Origin of the sequence: Streptomyces sp. NBC_00988 (genome assembly GCF_045162645.1) — a bacterium.
In the GTDB taxonomy this organism is placed as follows: Bacteria; Actinomycetota; Actinomycetes; order Streptomycetales; family Streptomycetaceae; genus Streptomyces.
This window is the reverse complement of record NZ_CP108730.1, coordinates 6,946,253-6,960,447: the sequence shown is the minus strand read 5'-3', so window position 1 is coordinate 6,960,447 and position 14,195 is coordinate 6,946,253. Positions and strand designations below refer to the sequence as shown.

The window sequence follows — 14,195 nt, the reverse complement described above, 5'->3', positions numbered from 1 at the left end:
GCCCGTGGCCCAGGACAGCGCGCAGCAGGCACCCGTTGCCCCTACGACTCCGGCGCGCACCCTGCTGCCGTTGATCGTCCCCGCTCTGGTCGTGGGCGTGCTCGCGAGTCTGCTCTTCATCGGGGTCAGCGAGGCGGCCGAGCAGCTTCAGCACGTGCTCTGGAAGAACCTGCCGGACGCCCTGGGCGTCGGCCGCTACTCGGTGTTCTGGATGCTCGTCATGCTGACGGCCACCGGGATCGTGGTCGGGCTGGTGGTGTGGAAGGTCCCCGGTCACGCCGGTCCCGATCCGGCGACCACCGGCCTGGAGGCCGTACCGCTGCCGCCCATGGTGTTGCCGGGGCTCGTCCTGGCGACCGCGCTGATGCTCGCGGGCGGGCCGAGCCTGGGTCCCGAGAACCCGATCATCGCCGTGAACGTGGGGCTCGCGCTGTGGGCGGGGCGCAGGCTGGCGCCGCGGGTGCCGGGCGGGGCGTGGGGGGCGCTGGCCGAGTCGGCGACGATCGGGGCGCTGTTCGGCACGCCGGTCGCGGCGGCGCTGCTCATCTCGGAGGCGCTGGCCGCGCGGCAGACCAAGGGCGCGCTGTGGGACAACGTGTTCGCGCCGCTGGCGGCGGCCGGAGCGGGTGCCATGACGACCACCCTGGTGGCCCATCCGACCTTCGACCTGCACCTGCCCGCGTTCGGCAGGCCCGGCTGGGGCGATCTGCTGACCGTCCTGGTGCTGCCGCCGCTGGCAGCCGCGCTCGGCATGGTGGCCGTCTACCTCTTCCCGTACGCCCATGGCGCCTTCTCCCGGCTCAAGCACCCCATGCTGGCGCTGCCGGCCGGCGGGCTGGTCCTGGGCCTTCTGGCGGCCGTGGGCGGCCATCTGACGCTCTTCAAGGGGCTGGACGAGGTCGGGGAGCTCGCGGCCGATCCCGAGGGCTGGTCGGCGGGACAGTTCGCGACGATGACCGTCGTGAAACTGGCGGCACTGCTGGTCGCCGCGTCCTGCGGCTTCCGGGGCGGCCGGATCTTCCCTTCCGTCTTCATCGGTGTCGCGTTCGGCCTCTTCGCCCACGCGGTCGTGCCCGCCGTGGACCCGGCGCTCGCGGTCGCCGCGGGCGTCCTGGGCATGCTCCTGGCGATCACCCGACAGGGCTGGGTGAGCCTCTTCACGGCCGCGATCCTGGTGGCCTCCCCCGCCGTCCTAGCCCTGTTGTGCATCGGCTCGCTGCCGGCCTGGCTGCTGGTGACCGGGAGACCGCAGATGCAGTTGCGCGCGGACGGAACTCCGGTTCGCTAGTACCCGTTGGTTCTTTTGATCCTTATCGGAGGCACGCCATGCCGTTGCACCAAGGTCCCGACCAGCCCGCCGAGCGCCCCATGTCCGTGAACCCCTTCTACGGGGAGGCCAATCCGGTCGGCGGCATGACCGAGGCCCCGCCCAAGCACCGGCTCCCGGACGCGCCGTTGCCCCCGATGACGGCGGCTCAGCTCGTGCACGACGAGCTGATGCTGGACGGCAACTCCCGCCTGAACCTGGCGACTTTCGTCACCACCTGGATGGAGCCGGAAGCCGGCGTCCTGATGGCGGAGTGCCGGGACAAGAACATGATCGACAAGGACGAGTACCCACGCACCGCGGAGCTGGAGAAGCGCTGCGTGGCCATGCTCGCCGACCTGTGGAACGCACCGGACCCGTCAGCCGCGGTGGGCTGTTCGACAACAGGTTCGAGCGAGGCCTGCATGCTCGCGGGGATGGCCCTCAAACGCCGCTGGACGCAGCGCAACAAGGACCGCTACCCGGCCGCCCGCCCGAACCTGGTGATGGGTGTCAACGTCCAGGTCTGCTGGGAGAAGTTCTGCAACTTCTGGGAGGTCGAGGCGCGCCAAGTCCCCATGGAAGGCGACCGGTTCCACCTCGACCCCCAGGCCGCCGCCGAGCTGTGCGACGAGAACACGATCGGCGTGGTCGGCATCCTCGGCTCGACCTTCGACGGTTCCTACGAGCCGATCGCCGACCTGTGCGCCGCCCTCGACGTGCTCCAGGAGCGCACAGGCCTCGACATCCCGGTCCACGTGGACGGCGCGTCCGGCGCCATGGTCGCGCCCTTCCTGGACCCGGACCTGATCTGGGACTTCCGCCTCCCGCGCGTGGCCTCGATCAACACCTCGGGGCACAAGTACGGCCTGGTCTACCCGGGCGTCGGCTGGGCCCTGTGGCGCGACAAGGAGGCCCTCCCGGAGGAACTCGTCTTCCGCGTCAACTACTTGGGCGGCGACATGCCCACCTTCGCCCTCAACTTCTCCCGCCCCGGCGCCCAAGTAGTCGCCCAGTACTACACGTTCCTGCGCCTGGGCCACGAGGGCTACCGCGCGGTCCAACAGTCCACCCGCGACGTGGCCCGAGGTCTCGCCGACCGCATCGAGGCGCTCGGCGACTTCAAACTGCTCACCCGGGGCGACGAGTTGCCGGTCTTCGCCTTCACCACCGCCCCGGACATCACGACGTACGACGTGTTCGACGTCTCCCGCCGCCTGCGCGAACACGGCTGGCTGGTCCCGGCGTACACCTTCCCGGCGAACCGCGAGGACCTCTCGGTCCTCCGGGTCGTCTGCCGCAACGGCTTCTCGGCCGACCTCGCCGAACTGTTCCTGGACGACCTGACCCGCCTCCTCCCCGAACTACGCCGCCAGCCCCACCCGTTCACCCGCGACAAGGGAGCGGCAACGGGCTTCCACCACTGAGCCACAGGCCGACAGCCGGGCCGTACCGCTCCCCGCTCGGGCGGTACGGCCCGCAGGCCGCGTACGGCGAGAAGGTGATGTGTCGGGGGGTGTCCGCCCGCAGCGGTCGGCGCTCAACACCGCCGCGCTCTTGAGAAACGTCCCCGCGCCGATCCGAGGACGGAGACCCCCGACGCGGCACCGACCCACGACGGAATCCCGGCGAACCACCCACGCACCCGCACCCGACGATTCAGCCCCCAAGCCCCCGGAACCGCCGTACCGCCAGCGGAAAGAACACGACCAGCAAGCCCAACGGCCAGCCGACGGCGGCCCAGACGTGCCCCGACTCGCCACCGGGACCACCGAAAAGCTCACGCACGGCCGTCGCGGTCTGAGACATCGGATTCCACTGAACGACCGCGCCCAGCCAGTCGGGCATCGCAGCCGGGGTAGCCAGCGCGTTGGACAGAAATCCGACCGGCCACACCAGGATCTGCACGGCCTGCACCATCTCCGGCCGCCCCGCCACCAGCGCCAGATAGATCCCGACCCACAACATGGCGAACCGAAAAAGCAGCAACAGCCCTACGGCGCCCAGGAATTGCCCCGGCCCGGCATGCGGACGCCAACCGAGACCGAGCCCGACGACGATGAGCACGGCCAGCCCGATAGCCGACTGCAGCATGTCCGCGGCCGAACGCCCCACCAGAACCGCCCCGTCGGCCATCGGCATCGACCGGAACCGGTCGATCACCCCCTTGTTGAGGTCCTGCGTGACGGCGACCATCGTGCCCTCCAGCCCGAAGGCCATGGTCAGCGCGAGCATCCCGGGAACCAGGTAGTCGACGTAGTCACCTTCGACGGCCCGCCCACCGCCGATCAGATACCCGAACATCAACAGCAGCATCACCGGGAAAACCAGACTCACCACGACCTGCACGGGCTGCCGCGCCCAGTGGGCGAGTTCACGCCGGGTCATGGTCCAGGAATCGGTCAGAGCGTAGGCACTCACACGGCCTCCTTCACGTTCGTACGGCGGTCCGCGCCCGCCCCGTCACCGTCTCCCGTGAGGTGCAGGAACACCTCATCCAGAGTGGGCCGCCGCAGCGCCACGTCCTCGGCGTCGATCCCGCCCTCCTCCAGCGCCCGTACGACTCCGGAGAGCGCCGACATGCGGTCAGTGACCGGCGCGCTGAGCAGCCGACGGTCGGCGTCGACTCGTACGTCGGCGGCGGGAAGGGGCAACAGGGCGACGGCGGCGCCCAGTTGGCCCGCGTCGCGCAGGACGACGTCGATACGGTCGCCGCCGGTGCGGGACTTCAGCTCGTCCGGGGTGCCGTCGGCGATGACCCGCCCCCGGTCAACCACCGAGACCCGATCGGCGAGTTGATCGGCCTCCTCCAGGTACTGCGTGGTGAGCAGAACCGTCGTACCACCCCCGACCAGGGAACGGACCGCCGTCCACACCTCGGCCCTGCCGCGCGGATCGAGGCCGGTGGTCGGCTCGTCCAGGAAGAGGATCTCGGGTGCGGTGACGAGCGAGGCGGCGAGATCCAGCCGCCGACGCATGCCGCCGCTGTAGGCGCGAACCGGCTTACGACCGGTGCCGGCGAGATCGAAGCGCTCCAGAAGCTCCTCGGCACGCACACGCGCCTGGCCGGCGCCGAGGTGGTGGAGACGGCCGAACATCTCCAGGTTCTGCCGACCGCCCAACTCCTCGTCCAGGGCCGCGTGTTGACCGAGCAGCCCGATACGGAAGCGGACCGCACGGGCCTCGGTCAGCACGTCGTACCCGGCGACCTCGACACGCCCCGAGTCGGGCCGCAACAGGGTGGACAGGACACGGACCAGAGTGGTCTTGCCCGCACCGTTGGGCCCGAGCACCCCGTGCACGGTGCCGCGAGCGACCCGCAGATCGAGCCCGTCCAACGCCTTCTTGACCCCCTTGGAGCCGTCTCCCTCCTCAGCCCCCTGAGCCTTCCGGCCCTTCTTCTCGCCGTACGTCTTGCGCGCGTCCTCGACGATGATCGCCGCGTCGGCCACTGGGCACCCCTTCGCTAGTCAAACTTGACTACACGCACGAAAGTAACGCCACACAGCTCGTTAGTCAAACTTGATTAGCTGGCGTCCCCGGGATGCCGCTCCCCCGTCGCGTACGGGTTCTCCTCGTCGTCCCTCAGGACACCGACGAACGGCGCACCCTCCCCCGCGAAGGTGTACGCCCCGCCCTCGATGCGCTCGATCAGCCCCTGGGTCCACGCGGCCTCCGCGTCGGCCGTGTGGATCCAGAGGTTCATGATCTCGCCGATGTGGCCCAGCTGTTCGGGCCCGTCCTCGGGGATGTAGTTCTCGGTGACCGAGGCCCGCCACTGGTCGATGCCCTGGGTGCGCTCCTTGAGCAGCGCCACCGCTTCGGTCCTCGGCAGGTCCACGATGAAGCCGATCGCGGCGGACTTGACGTCCATCTGCTGGTCGTAGGACGTCAGCGCCTCGCGCAGCAGCCGGAAGTACTCCTCGGCGCCCCGGTCGGTGATCTCGTACTCCGTGCGGGGCGGCCCGCCGACCGTGGACGGCGCGATCTCGTGGGCGTGCAGAAGGCCCTGCTTGGCCAGCTGCTTGAGCGCGTGGTAGATCGAGCCGGGCTTGGCGTTGGACCACTCGTGCGCGCCCCAGTATTCGAGGTCGTTGCGCACCTGGTAGCCGTGGGCCCGCCCGTGCTGGCGCACCGCGCCGAGCACGAGGAGACGGATCGCTGACATGAGGCCAGCGTAGAACCAGGCGGGTCAGGCCCAGCTGCTGCCCTGCTCCTTCGCGACCAGTTCGAAGGCCGTGGCGCCGTCCAGGGACTCGCGGATGATGTCGGCGTGGCCGGCGTGCCGGGCGGTCTCGCGGATCAGGTGCAGGCACACCCACCGCACGGAGACACTCCCCTTGGGGAACCAGGGCTGGTCCGGCAGCGGGAAGGTGTCGTCGAGGCTGGGCGCCGAGCGGATGTACGCCTCGGTCTCGGCGGCGACCTTCTCCCAGTACGCGAGTTGCGACGCGACGGTCTCGCCGTCGACCAGCTGGAAGGTCTCGTGCCAGTTGGTCTCGTCCCGCTGAACCGCCGGCGGCTCCTGCTTCGACCGCGCGATCCAGCCCTGCTCGACCTCGGCGCAGTGCTTGAGCAGCCCGGAGAGGGAGAGTTCGCTCGCGCTCGGCTTGCTCGCGGCCTGTTCCTCGGTCAGTCCGAGCAACGCCCTGCGGATGCCGCCCCGCTGCTCCTCGATGAACGCGAGCAGCGCCCCGCGCTCGTCGCCCTGCGCCTCTGCGGGTACGTGCGTGACCATGGCCTTCGCCTTTCGTCGGCGCCGGCAGGGAGTCCGTCCCCCTGCCCGACACCGGCGAAGCTACGGGCCATCGAGGTCAGGTTCTGTCCTCAATGGCCCGCCGGAAGCACCTGTCTAGAACGGGAACCCGCTCCGCCCGTGCTGCACCGAGATCCACTTCAGGCTGGTGAACGCGTCCAGCATCGACTCGCCGTTGAGACGGCCCAGGCCCGAGGCCTTCTCGCCGCCGAAGGGGACGATCGGCTCGTCGTGGACGGTGCCGTCGTTGACGTGGAACATGCCCGTGTCGATCTGCTTGGCGAAGTTCACGCCGCGCTCGATGTCACCGGTGTGGACGGCGCCGCTCAGGCCGTACGGCGTGTCGTTGACGATGCTCACGGCCTCCTCCTCGCCGTCGAAGGGGATGAGGAAGGCGACCGGGCCGAAGACCTCTTGGCGCAGGAGGTCCGAGTCGGCGGGGAGGCCGGTGAGGACCGACGGGGCGACCAGGTTGTCGGTGGTCGTGCCGTGGACCAGAGCCGTCGCGCCCTCGGCGATCGCCTGCTCGACGACACCCGAAAGGGCGTCCGCCTGCTGGGAGTTGATGACCGGGCCGATGACCGTCTGCGGGTCGCGCGGGTCGCCGACCTTGAGGGACTTGACCTTGGTGACGAACTTCTCGGTGAACTCGTCGGCGATCGACCGGTCGACCAGGACCCGGTTCGCGGCCATGCAGACCTGGCCCTGGTGGACGTAGCGGCTGAAGACCGCCGCGTCGACCGCGTAGTCGATGTCGGCGTCGTCGAGGACCACGATCGCGCTGTTGCCGCCGAGTTCGAGCACCGAGCGCTTGAACTGCGAGGCGCAGACGGTCGCGACGTGGCGGCCGACCTTGTCCGAACCGGTGAAGGAGATGACCTTCGGGATCGGGTGCTCGATGAACGCGTCGCCGATCTCCGCGATGTCCGTGATGACGACGTTGAGGAGGCCGCCCGGCAGGCCCGCGTCCTCGAAGATCTTCGCGACCAGGGAGCCGCCGACGATCGGGGTGTTCTGGTGCGGCTTGAGGACCACGCCGTTGCCCAACGCCAGTGCGGGGGCTACCGACTTGAGGGAGAGCAGGAGCGGGAAGTTGAAGGGGCTGATCACGCCGACCACGCCCACCGGGACGGTGTAGACGCGGTTCTCCTTGCCGTCGACCGGCGAGGGGATGATCCGGCCCTGGGGGCGCAGCGCGAGGTGGATGGCCTCGCGCAGGAACTCCTTGACGAGGTGCAGCTCGAAGCCGGCCTTCAGGAAGGTGCCGCCGAGTTCGGCGACGATCACCTCGGAGATCTCCTGCTCGCGGTCCTCGATGATCCGCAGGGCCTTCTCGAACACCGCGCGGCGGGCGTAGGGGTTGGTCGCGGCCCATGTCTTCTGGGCGCGGGCGGCCGCCTTGTACGCCTCGTCGACCTCGTCGACCGTGGCTATGGTGATCGACGCGAGCTTCTCGCCGTCGTACGGGTTGAAGTCGATGATGTCCCAGGAGCCGGTACCCGGGCGCCACTCACCGTCGATGTACTGCTGAGCCAGGTCGGTGAAGTAGGACGACATGTGATCCCTCAATCGCTCAATCGTCAGCAGACACGATCAGTTGCAGACACGATCAACAGCAGACCGGGCGATCCATCACGATCATCACGGTCTGATCACACGTCATCGTACTTGTGTTTCAAGAGAGTTGGAGCAGTCCCCGAAGAAGATCCCGGCTCTCGTCCGGGCCCGGACTGTCCTGCTGGAGCTCCTTCAGCGCCTTCTCGTACTGGGTCACGTCCTCGGACTTGTCCAAGTAGAGCGCGCTGGTGAGCTGTTCCAGGTAGACGACGTCCGAGAGGTCGGACTCGGGGAACGACAGGATCGTGAAGGCACCGGACTCACCCGCGTGACCGCCGAAGCCGAACGGCATCACCTGGAGGCGGACGTTGGGGTGTTCGGAGACCTCGATCAGATGCTGCAACTGACCGCGCATCACCTCGCGGTCGCCGTACGGGCGGCGCAGGGCTGCCTCGTCCAGGACGATGTGGAAGTCCGGCGCGTTCTCGTTCACCAGGTACTTCTGCCGCTCAAGCCGCAGCGCCACGCGCCGCTCCACGTCCGCCGCGCTCGCGCCCTTCATGCCACGCCGGACGACCGCGCGGGCGTAGGCCTCGGTCTGCAGCAGTCCGTGGACGAACTGCACCTCGTAGACGCGGATGAGGGTGGCGGCGCCCTCCAGTCCCACATAGGTGGGGAACCAACTGGGCAGGACGTCCGAGTAACTGTGCCACCAGCCCGCTACGTTGGCCTCCTTCGCGAGGGAGAGGAGTGAGATGCGCTCCGCCTCGTCCGTGATGCCGTACAGCGTCAAGAGGTCCTCTACGTCCCGGGTCTTGAAGCTCACTCGCCCCAGCTCCATGCGACTGATCTTGGATTCGGAAGCGCGGATCGAGTACCCCGCCGCCTCTCGGGTGATCCCACGTGCTTCCCGCAGTCGCCTGAGTTGCGAGCCGAGCAGCATCCGCCGCACCACCGATCCGGGCTCTCCCGCGCTCACGTTCGCCAGCCTCCCCAACCTCTTCAGGGGCCGCAGTCTGCCACTAAAACACTTCGAGCAGTACTCGTTCGGTTACAGAAATGGAAAGAAGGGACGCCCGTTCACAGGAAGTTGTCAGGAAGACGTCAGGAAGAAGCAAGGTGCGGGGCCGAGATCGGCGCGAAGTTGGCGGAAAAAATGGCCAACAAGCGGTACGGGAGGGTCCAATTCGGTCAGCTGCACGTGCATCTGCCCTTGCATCTGCTGTACGCATCCGAAACCATGGTCTCGCGCCACCGCTGCATCGCAACGACCGCGAATTCCCGGGAGTGCCTCGCATGGGGACGAATGGATCGACCATGCTCGAGCCGTTACGGCAGGGCCTTCCGCCGCTGGACCCCTCGGCCGTGTCCAGCGCCGCGTCGTGTGCTCTGGCCGCCCGCTACGAAGCGGTGCGCGAGGCACGGCAGTTCACCCGCCGCACGCTCGACCAGTGGGACATAGGCGACCGCTTCGACGACGTCTGTCTGGTCGTCTCCGAACTGGTCACCAACGCACTGCGGCACGCCCTGCCGGCGAACACCCCGCGCGTCCCGGAGCAGAACCCGCCCGTGCGGCTGCACCTGATGCGCTGGACCGAGCGGCTGGTGTGCGCCGTGCGCGACCCCAGTCACGACAGTCCCATCGCCTGCGAGTCGGAGGACTTCTCGGCGGAGTCGGGCCGCGGCCTGTTCCTCGTCGACTCGTTCGCCGACGGCTGGGGCTGGCACCCGCTGGCGGGCACGCTCAGCGGCAAGGTGGTCTGGGCGCTGTTCCGGCTCCAGGGCGACCCCGCACAGAACAACGCGTGAGGAACCGCGGCCCTTTTTGGGGCCGCGGTTCTACGCGCGTTGCCGTGGTTCCCGCAGGTCGTCGGTCCGCTATCCCGCTATCAGGTGGTCGAACTCGCCGTCCTTGATGCCCAGGAGCATCGCCTCGATCTCGGCGCGGGTGTAGACGAGCGCCGGACCGTCGGGGAAGCGCGAGTTGCGCACGGCGACGTCGCCGCCGGGCAGCCGCGCGAACTCCACGCAGGATCCTTGCGAGTTGCTGTGCCGGCTCTTCTGCCAGGCCACTCCGTCCAGCTGCGTGGCAGCCATGCCGTTGTACACGTCGAACCCCAAGTACACGCTGTCAACGCGGTGGTCCACAGGTCGCTCCCGGTTGTGCACTGGCTGGTGTGGCCATTGATGCAGTGGTCAACTGTTCCGGATCATAGCCCTGTTCATGTGCAGATGCATGGGCAGATGCACGTGCACGGGGGGTGGTCCTCCGGTTACAGCTTTGACGACTGCTTTACCGATGCCGTTCCAGCGTCTGCCCAGGACCGGGCAGGACATGTACTAGGGAAGACGTGTACGGGGGCCCTTGTGTTCCATGCGGGCGGCTATCGGGTCGAGTACGGCAACAATGCCATCTCCCGGGCGTTCTTGATCGCAGCCGCCAACTGCCGCTGCTGCCGCGCCGATACGCCGGTGACCCGGCGGCTGCGGATCTTGCCGCGATCGGAGACGAAGCTCCGCAGCAGCGCGGTGTCCTTGTAGTCGACGTACGTAACTCCGGCCGCGTCCAACGGATTTCGGCGGGACTTGGCAGGCCGGCGCGCGGACTTGAGGTCGGGCTTGCGGGGCACGGTCAGATCTCCAGAAGGGTGTCGAAGGCGGACGGGATGCGTTTCCAGGCGCTACGGCCCGCGGCGTACTCGGCGTCGGTCAACAGGCAGGACTCCAGGAGCAGTTCGAGCCCGTCGCGGTCGAGCCCGGGGGATGTGAAGACAAGGTGCTGGCAGCAGTCCCCGTGCTCCGGATGCCAGTCGAGCGCGGCGGCGGCCCGACGCACCGGCGGCACCAACTCCCAGGCGGCGTCCGGCAACGAGGCGAGCCACGGCCCCGCGCTCTCCACACACAGCGCACCCCCGGCCGCGTCCCAGTGCAGCAACGAGTCCGGCTTGTCCGCGAGCCAGAACCGCCCCCGACTCCGGGCGGCGGCACAGGTGATGTCCTCAAGTGCCGCGTACAGCCGCTCCGGATGAAAGGGCCGGCACCGATGCCAGACGAGCGTGGCCACGCCGTGCCCATCGGCCTCGACGGGGAGGAGAGCGCAGGCGGGGTGCTGGGCGGCGGCCGCGGCTTCTACGTCGAAACCGGCTAGGGCGGCGCGGGCGAGAACGCTGCGTGGGGGCGGGGCGGGGTATGTCGAGGCGTCGTACGGGGGCGGGGTGGCGTGGGCGGGGGTGCGTCGGGGGGACCGGGGTGAGGGTGGGCGGTTCGGGTCGGTTGCGGGGTGCGGGTCGGTGGGGGCTGGTCGCGCAGTTCCCCGCGCCCCTGGGGGGTTGGGGGTGGGTGGGGTGGGAGCGTGTGCCGGGGTGCGGGCAGGGTTGGCGGGGTCGTCGCGCGGAGGCGGTGCGGGAATCGCCCGGTCGCCGCGCAAGGGCGGGGCGGGGTTCGCCGGGGCGTCGCGGCCGCCCTGGGTGTTTCTGCTCCTCGTCAAGTCGCCGCCCCCGACCGGTACTTGTCGGGCCGTCGGGTGCAACTGGGCCAGTAGCTCGCGGTCTTCGTCGTCGGCGTCGGGCGAGTCGAGGACGGCGAGGGTCGGGGCGTACTCCAGTTGGCGGGCGAAGGTGTCCGCGACGGTTCGCTGGTCCGTGGCCGCCGCCGCGAGGCCGGTCTCGGCGAGGTCGTCGCCGTTGCCGAGGTACGGGAGGAGCAGGGACGGGTCCACGGCGGTGATGACGGCGGTGACCGTGAGCCCGCCGGCGGTGATCACCTCGGCCATCGCCTTGGGTTCGACGGAGTCCCACAACTCGACGACGGCGAGGCGGACTTGGCCGGCCGCGGCGAGCCGGCGGAGCTCCGGGACCAGGTCCTCGCGGAGCGCGCAGCACGCGCAGTCGTTGACCAGCGGGGTCTCGCCCGCCTCGAGGATGCCCGTGGCGTCCCTGATCGTGCGGACGACCGTGCCGGCAGCGGCCGTAGCCAGGTCGTGGTGGAGTACGACGCTGTCGGGGACGTCGTGGAGGAGTTGGGCGACGGTCGCTCTGCGGGCGTCGGCGTGCAGGCCGGCGACGATCGCGACGGAGAGGTCGGACACCGTCAGGCCTGCTTCCCGTACCGGCGCTCGAAGCGCTCCACGCGGCCGGCCGTGTCCAGGACGCGGGCCGTGCCGGTGTAGAAGGGGTGGCTGACGTTCGAGATCTCGACGTCGACGACGGGGTAGGTGTTCCCGTCCTCCCACTCGATCGTCTTCGCGCTCGTCATCGTCGAGCGGGTGAGGAAGGCGTGCTTCGCGGCGCGGTCGCGGAAGACGACGGGGCCGTAGGGCGGGTGGGTGTTCTCGCGCATCTCGGTCAGCGCTCCTCTCGGAAGTCGACGTGGCGGCCGACGGCCGGGTCGTACTTGCGCAGGGTCAGGCGGTCGGGGTCGTTGCGGCGGTTCTTGCGGGTCACGTAGGTGTAGCCGGTGCCGGCGGTGGACCTGAGTTTGATGACCGGGCGGAGTTCGTTGCGAGCCATGCCTGATACCTTACTGAAAATGAATTCCATTAGCAGCACCGGCTACGGCCCCGATCGAGGAGAGGTACGTCACTCGTGTCCGCCCACTGCATGCTGACCGGCGCACAGCCCGGCTTCGGCAACCGCATCTCCCACTCCCACCGGCGCACCTCGCGCCGCTTCGACCCGAACATCCAGTCCAAGCGCTACTGGCTGCCCGGCGAGGGCCGGTACGTACGGCTGCGGCTGAGCACGAAGGGGATCAAGACCGTGGACGCGATCGGCGTCGAGGCGGCCGTGGCCAGGATCCGCGAGCGCGGGGTGCGGATCTGATGGCGAAGAAGAGCAAGATCGCGGCGAACGAGCGGCGGCGGGAGGTCGTCGCGCGGTACGCGGCACGGCGGGCCGAGCTGAAGGAGATCATCCGGCGGCCCGGTTCGACGGAGGCCGAACGGGCCGCCGCGCAGCGGGAGTTGCGCGGCCAGCCGCGCGACGCGAGCGCCACGCGGGTTCGCAACCGCGATCAGGTCGACGGGCGCCCCCGGGGCTACTTCCGTGCCTTCGGGCTGTCCCGGGTGAACCTGCGCGGGCAGGCTCACAGCGGATACCTACCCGGTGTCCGCAAGTCCTCCTGGTAACCACTGGTAGCTTGCTGCGGGCGTCCGGCCGAGGCCGAGGCCAACGCCGATCGGGCGGCCGTCCGCGTCCGGCTACAGCTTGGGAGCTACCAGTGACTACGGCGTTTTCGACGATGTCGACGGTACGGATCGCGGCGGCTGCCGCCGGTCTGGCGGGCGCGCTCGTCCTGACCGCGTGCAGCGGTGATTCCTCGGACGACTCCTCGTCCACGCCGAGCGCGTCCTCGTCGGCGACGTCGACCGCGACGGCGGACTCCGGTGGCTCCGGCAGCAGTCCGTCGGCCGCGTCCGACGGACTGCAGGGCAGTTGGCTCGCCACGGCGGGCGGCAAGGCGTTGGTCCTTGTGGTCACCGGCAAACAGGCCGCACTGTTCACGACCGGTGGCACCGTGTGCAACGGGACGGCCGGCGAGGAGGCGGGGATGCAGATGATCCACCTCAAGTGCACGGACGACAGCAAGACCCGGGCGACCGGAATGGTCGACTCCGTCAGCAAGTCGAGCCTCGCGGTCACCTGGTCGGGGAGTGCCGGCAAGGAGACGTACACGCGAGCCGAGGGCGGGAAACTGCCGTCGGGTCTGCCTACGGCGAGCTTGGGGTCGTAGGGGTGAGGCAGGTCCGGGGTCCGGGTAGCCCCGGGGGCGTGGGCCTTGAGGCACCGGCCTTGCGTGGCCCTGGGGTCGTAGACCTGGTGTAGCCCTGGGGTCGTAGACCTGGCATGGCTCTGGGGTTGTAGGCCTCGGGGCGGGGGCGCTGCCCAGCCCTGGGGTCGTAGACCCGGTGTAGCCCCGGGGGCTTAGACCTGGCGTAGCCCGGGGGCTTGGACCTGTCATGGCTCTGAGGCTGTAGGTCTTGGAGTGGGGGCCGTGTGTGGCTCCCGGGGTGTGGGCCGGTCGGCGGAGGGGGGTTCGGTGCGGGATGATCCCCTCATGCGCACTGTTCCCCTCGCCGTCGCCGCGCTCGCGTCGGCTCTGCTTCTGACCGCCTGCGACAGTGGCAGCGGCGGTGGTTCCTCCGACAGCAAGAACGGGTCGGCCTGCTCGTTCGACGGCGTCGCCGTCCAGGTCGGGCCGGCGAGTACCGCTCCGGCCGCCGGTGACACCGGTGAAGTGCCCGTCTCGCTCACCAACCAGAGCAAGCCGTGCGACCTGAACGGGTTCCCGGGTGCCACGCTGGAGGGCGGCGGCACCAAGGTCGTCCTCTCCACGCAGAAGGGCGCCAAGGCGCAGAAGCTGCGGCTCGCCAAGGGCGACGCGGCGTCCTTCACCATCACCTACGTGCGCGGCAAGGCGGGCGACAAGCTGAGCCTGGCCGCGACGAAGGTGGTCATCACCCTGCCCGGCAGCAGCGACACCACGAGCTACAAGTGGTCGTACGGCCCCGTCCAGGGCAAGACCTCCGTGAACGACTCGGACGCCTCGGTCAGCGCCTTCACGCAGGCCGGCGACTGA

General features: G+C 69.4%; 18 protein-coding genes. 7 read left to right on the top strand and 11 right to left on the bottom strand.

The window, feature by feature from the left end:
• Window positions 1–4 precede the first annotated feature (4 nt).
• Window positions 5–1,288 carry an ion channel protein gene (locus OG496_RS32025; RefSeq protein ID WP_405973403.1) on the top strand — a complete coding sequence of 428 codons (1,284 nt, stop codon included), beginning with the start codon at window positions 5–7 and terminating at the stop codon, window positions 1,286–1,288.
• A gap of 38 nt (window positions 1,289–1,326) precedes the next feature.
• Complete coding sequence (locus OG496_RS32020; protein ID WP_366497581.1) at window positions 1,327–2,733, top strand: glutamate decarboxylase; 1,407 nt, start codon at window positions 1,327–1,329, stop codon at window positions 2,731–2,733.
• A gap of 232 nt (window positions 2,734–2,965) precedes the next feature.
• Here OG496_RS32020 and OG496_RS32015 read toward each other — a convergent pair whose 3' ends face one another.
• From OG496_RS32015 to OG496_RS31990, 6 genes are all read right to left on the bottom strand, one after another.
• A complete protein-coding gene (locus OG496_RS32015) occupies window positions 2,966–3,727 on the bottom strand; it encodes an ABC transporter permease (RefSeq protein WP_405973402.1) in 762 nt (253 codons plus the stop codon).
• Window positions 3,724–4,758 carry an ATP-binding cassette domain-containing protein gene (locus OG496_RS32010; RefSeq protein ID WP_405973401.1) on the bottom strand — a complete coding sequence of 345 codons (1,035 nt, stop codon included), beginning with the start codon at window positions 4,756–4,758 and terminating at the stop codon, window positions 3,724–3,726. Before OG496_RS32010 ends, OG496_RS32015 begins: the two co-directional genes overlap by 4 nt.
• Window positions 4,759–4,832: 74 nt before the next feature.
• Window positions 4,833–5,474, bottom strand: coding sequence for a PadR family transcriptional regulator (locus OG496_RS32005; RefSeq protein ID WP_405973400.1), 642 nt, complete (start codon window positions 5,472–5,474; stop codon window positions 4,833–4,835).
• A 24-nt stretch (window positions 5,475–5,498) separates the two neighbouring features.
• Entirely contained in the window at window positions 5,499–6,044 is a 546-nt protein-coding gene (locus OG496_RS32000) for a DinB family protein (RefSeq protein ID WP_405973399.1), read from the bottom strand.
• Window positions 6,045–6,158: 114 nt separating this feature from the next.
• A complete protein-coding gene (locus tag OG496_RS31995) occupies window positions 6,159–7,619 on the bottom strand; it encodes an aldehyde dehydrogenase family protein (RefSeq protein ID WP_366497575.1) in 1,461 nt (486 codons plus the stop codon).
• A gap of 118 nt (window positions 7,620–7,737) precedes the next feature.
• Window positions 7,738–8,562, bottom strand: a complete 825-nt coding sequence (locus tag OG496_RS31990; RefSeq protein WP_366497638.1) for a helix-turn-helix transcriptional regulator — start codon at window positions 8,560–8,562, stop codon at window positions 7,738–7,740.
• A 374-nt stretch (window positions 8,563–8,936) separates the two neighbouring features.
• Between OG496_RS31990 and OG496_RS31985 the strand changes: the two genes are divergently transcribed.
• The gene (locus tag OG496_RS31985) at window positions 8,937–9,428 is read left to right on the top strand and encodes an ATP-binding protein (RefSeq protein ID WP_390166408.1); all 492 of its coding nucleotides are present in this window, start codon (window positions 8,937–8,939) and stop codon (window positions 9,426–9,428) included.
• Window positions 9,429–9,497: 69 nt separating this feature from the next.
• Here the strand turns inward: OG496_RS31985 and OG496_RS31980 are convergent, their stop codons facing one another.
• The 5 genes from OG496_RS31980 to rpmG form a co-directional block, all read right to left on the bottom strand.
• On the bottom strand, window positions 9,498–9,716 hold the full coding sequence (locus OG496_RS31980) for a DUF397 domain-containing protein (protein WP_051105974.1): 219 nt from the start codon (window positions 9,714–9,716) through the stop codon (window positions 9,498–9,500).
• Window positions 9,717–10,003: 287 nt separating this feature from the next.
• The gene (gene rpsR, locus OG496_RS31975; protein ID WP_328680562.1) at window positions 10,004–10,249 is read right to left on the bottom strand and encodes a 30S ribosomal protein S18; all 246 of its coding nucleotides are present in this window, start codon (window positions 10,247–10,249) and stop codon (window positions 10,004–10,006) included.
• 2 nt (window positions 10,250–10,251) lie between these two features.
• Entirely contained in the window at window positions 10,252–11,706 is a 1,455-nt protein-coding gene (locus OG496_RS31970; protein WP_405973398.1) for a GTP-binding protein, read from the bottom strand.
• 2 nt (window positions 11,707–11,708) lie between these two features.
• On the bottom strand, window positions 11,709–11,957 hold the full coding sequence (locus tag OG496_RS31965; RefSeq protein ID WP_366497572.1) for a type B 50S ribosomal protein L31: 249 nt from the start codon (window positions 11,955–11,957) through the stop codon (window positions 11,709–11,711).
• A gap of 5 nt (window positions 11,958–11,962) precedes the next feature.
• Window positions 11,963–12,127: a 50S ribosomal protein L33 gene (gene rpmG, locus OG496_RS31960; RefSeq protein ID WP_189326552.1), complete on the bottom strand. Its 165-nt coding sequence runs from the start codon at window positions 12,125–12,127 to the stop codon at window positions 11,963–11,965.
• 75 nt (window positions 12,128–12,202) lie between these two features.
• Between rpmG and rpmB the strand changes: the two genes are divergently transcribed.
• The 4 genes from rpmB (at window position 12,203) to OG496_RS31940 (ending at window position 14,195) form a co-directional block, all read left to right on the top strand.
• On the top strand, window positions 12,203–12,439 hold the full coding sequence (gene rpmB, locus OG496_RS31955) for a 50S ribosomal protein L28 (RefSeq protein ID WP_365302077.1): 237 nt from the start codon (window positions 12,203–12,205) through the stop codon (window positions 12,437–12,439).
• A complete protein-coding gene (gene rpsN, locus OG496_RS31950) occupies window positions 12,439–12,744 on the top strand; it encodes a 30S ribosomal protein S14 (RefSeq protein WP_366497569.1) in 306 nt (101 codons plus the stop codon). The genes rpmB and rpsN overlap by 1 nt, the downstream gene beginning before the upstream one ends.
• A 113-nt stretch (window positions 12,745–12,857) precedes the next feature.
• A complete protein-coding gene (locus OG496_RS31945) occupies window positions 12,858–13,349 on the top strand; it encodes a hypothetical protein (protein ID WP_366497637.1) in 492 nt (163 codons plus the stop codon).
• 324 nt (window positions 13,350–13,673) lie between these two features.
• Window positions 13,674–14,195: a DUF4232 domain-containing protein gene (locus OG496_RS31940; RefSeq protein WP_405973397.1), complete on the top strand. Its 522-nt coding sequence runs from the start codon at window positions 13,674–13,676 to the stop codon at window positions 14,193–14,195.

Excerpts from the sequence above, each read along its gene's own strand:
- OG496_RS31990 (WP_366497638.1), bottom strand. The coding sequence starts at position 8,562 with ATGCTGCTCGGCTCGCAACTCAGGCGACTGCGGGAAGCACGTGGGATC.
- rpmG (WP_189326552.1), bottom strand. The coding sequence starts at position 12,127 with ATGGCTCGCAACGAACTCCGCCCGGTCATCAAACTCAGGTCCACCGCC.
- rpsN (WP_366497569.1), top strand. The coding sequence starts at position 12,439 with ATGGCGAAGAAGAGCAAGATCGCGGCGAACGAGCGGCGGCGGGAGGTC.
- OG496_RS31945 (WP_366497637.1), top strand. The coding sequence starts at position 12,858 with ATGTCGACGGTACGGATCGCGGCGGCTGCCGCCGGTCTGGCGGGCGCG.
- OG496_RS31940 (WP_405973397.1), top strand. The coding sequence starts at position 13,674 with ATGCGCACTGTTCCCCTCGCCGTCGCCGCGCTCGCGTCGGCTCTGCTT.
- OG496_RS31980 (WP_051105974.1), bottom strand. The coding sequence starts at position 9,716 with ATGGCTGCCACGCAGCTGGACGGAGTGGCCTGGCAGAAGAGCCGGCAC.
- OG496_RS32005 (WP_405973400.1), bottom strand. The coding sequence starts at position 5,474 with ATGTCAGCGATCCGTCTCCTCGTGCTCGGCGCGGTGCGCCAGCACGGG.
- OG496_RS31965 (WP_366497572.1), bottom strand. The coding sequence starts at position 11,957 with ATGCGCGAGAACACCCACCCGCCCTACGGCCCCGTCGTCTTCCGCGAC.
- OG496_RS31995 (WP_366497575.1), bottom strand. The coding sequence starts at position 7,619 with ATGTCGTCCTACTTCACCGACCTGGCTCAGCAGTACATCGACGGTGAG.
- OG496_RS32000 (WP_405973399.1), bottom strand. The coding sequence starts at position 6,044 with ATGGTCACGCACGTACCCGCAGAGGCGCAGGGCGACGAGCGCGGGGCG.
- OG496_RS32020 (WP_366497581.1), top strand. The coding sequence starts at position 1,327 with ATGCCGTTGCACCAAGGTCCCGACCAGCCCGCCGAGCGCCCCATGTCC.
- OG496_RS31985 (WP_390166408.1), top strand. The coding sequence starts at position 8,937 with ATGCTCGAGCCGTTACGGCAGGGCCTTCCGCCGCTGGACCCCTCGGCC.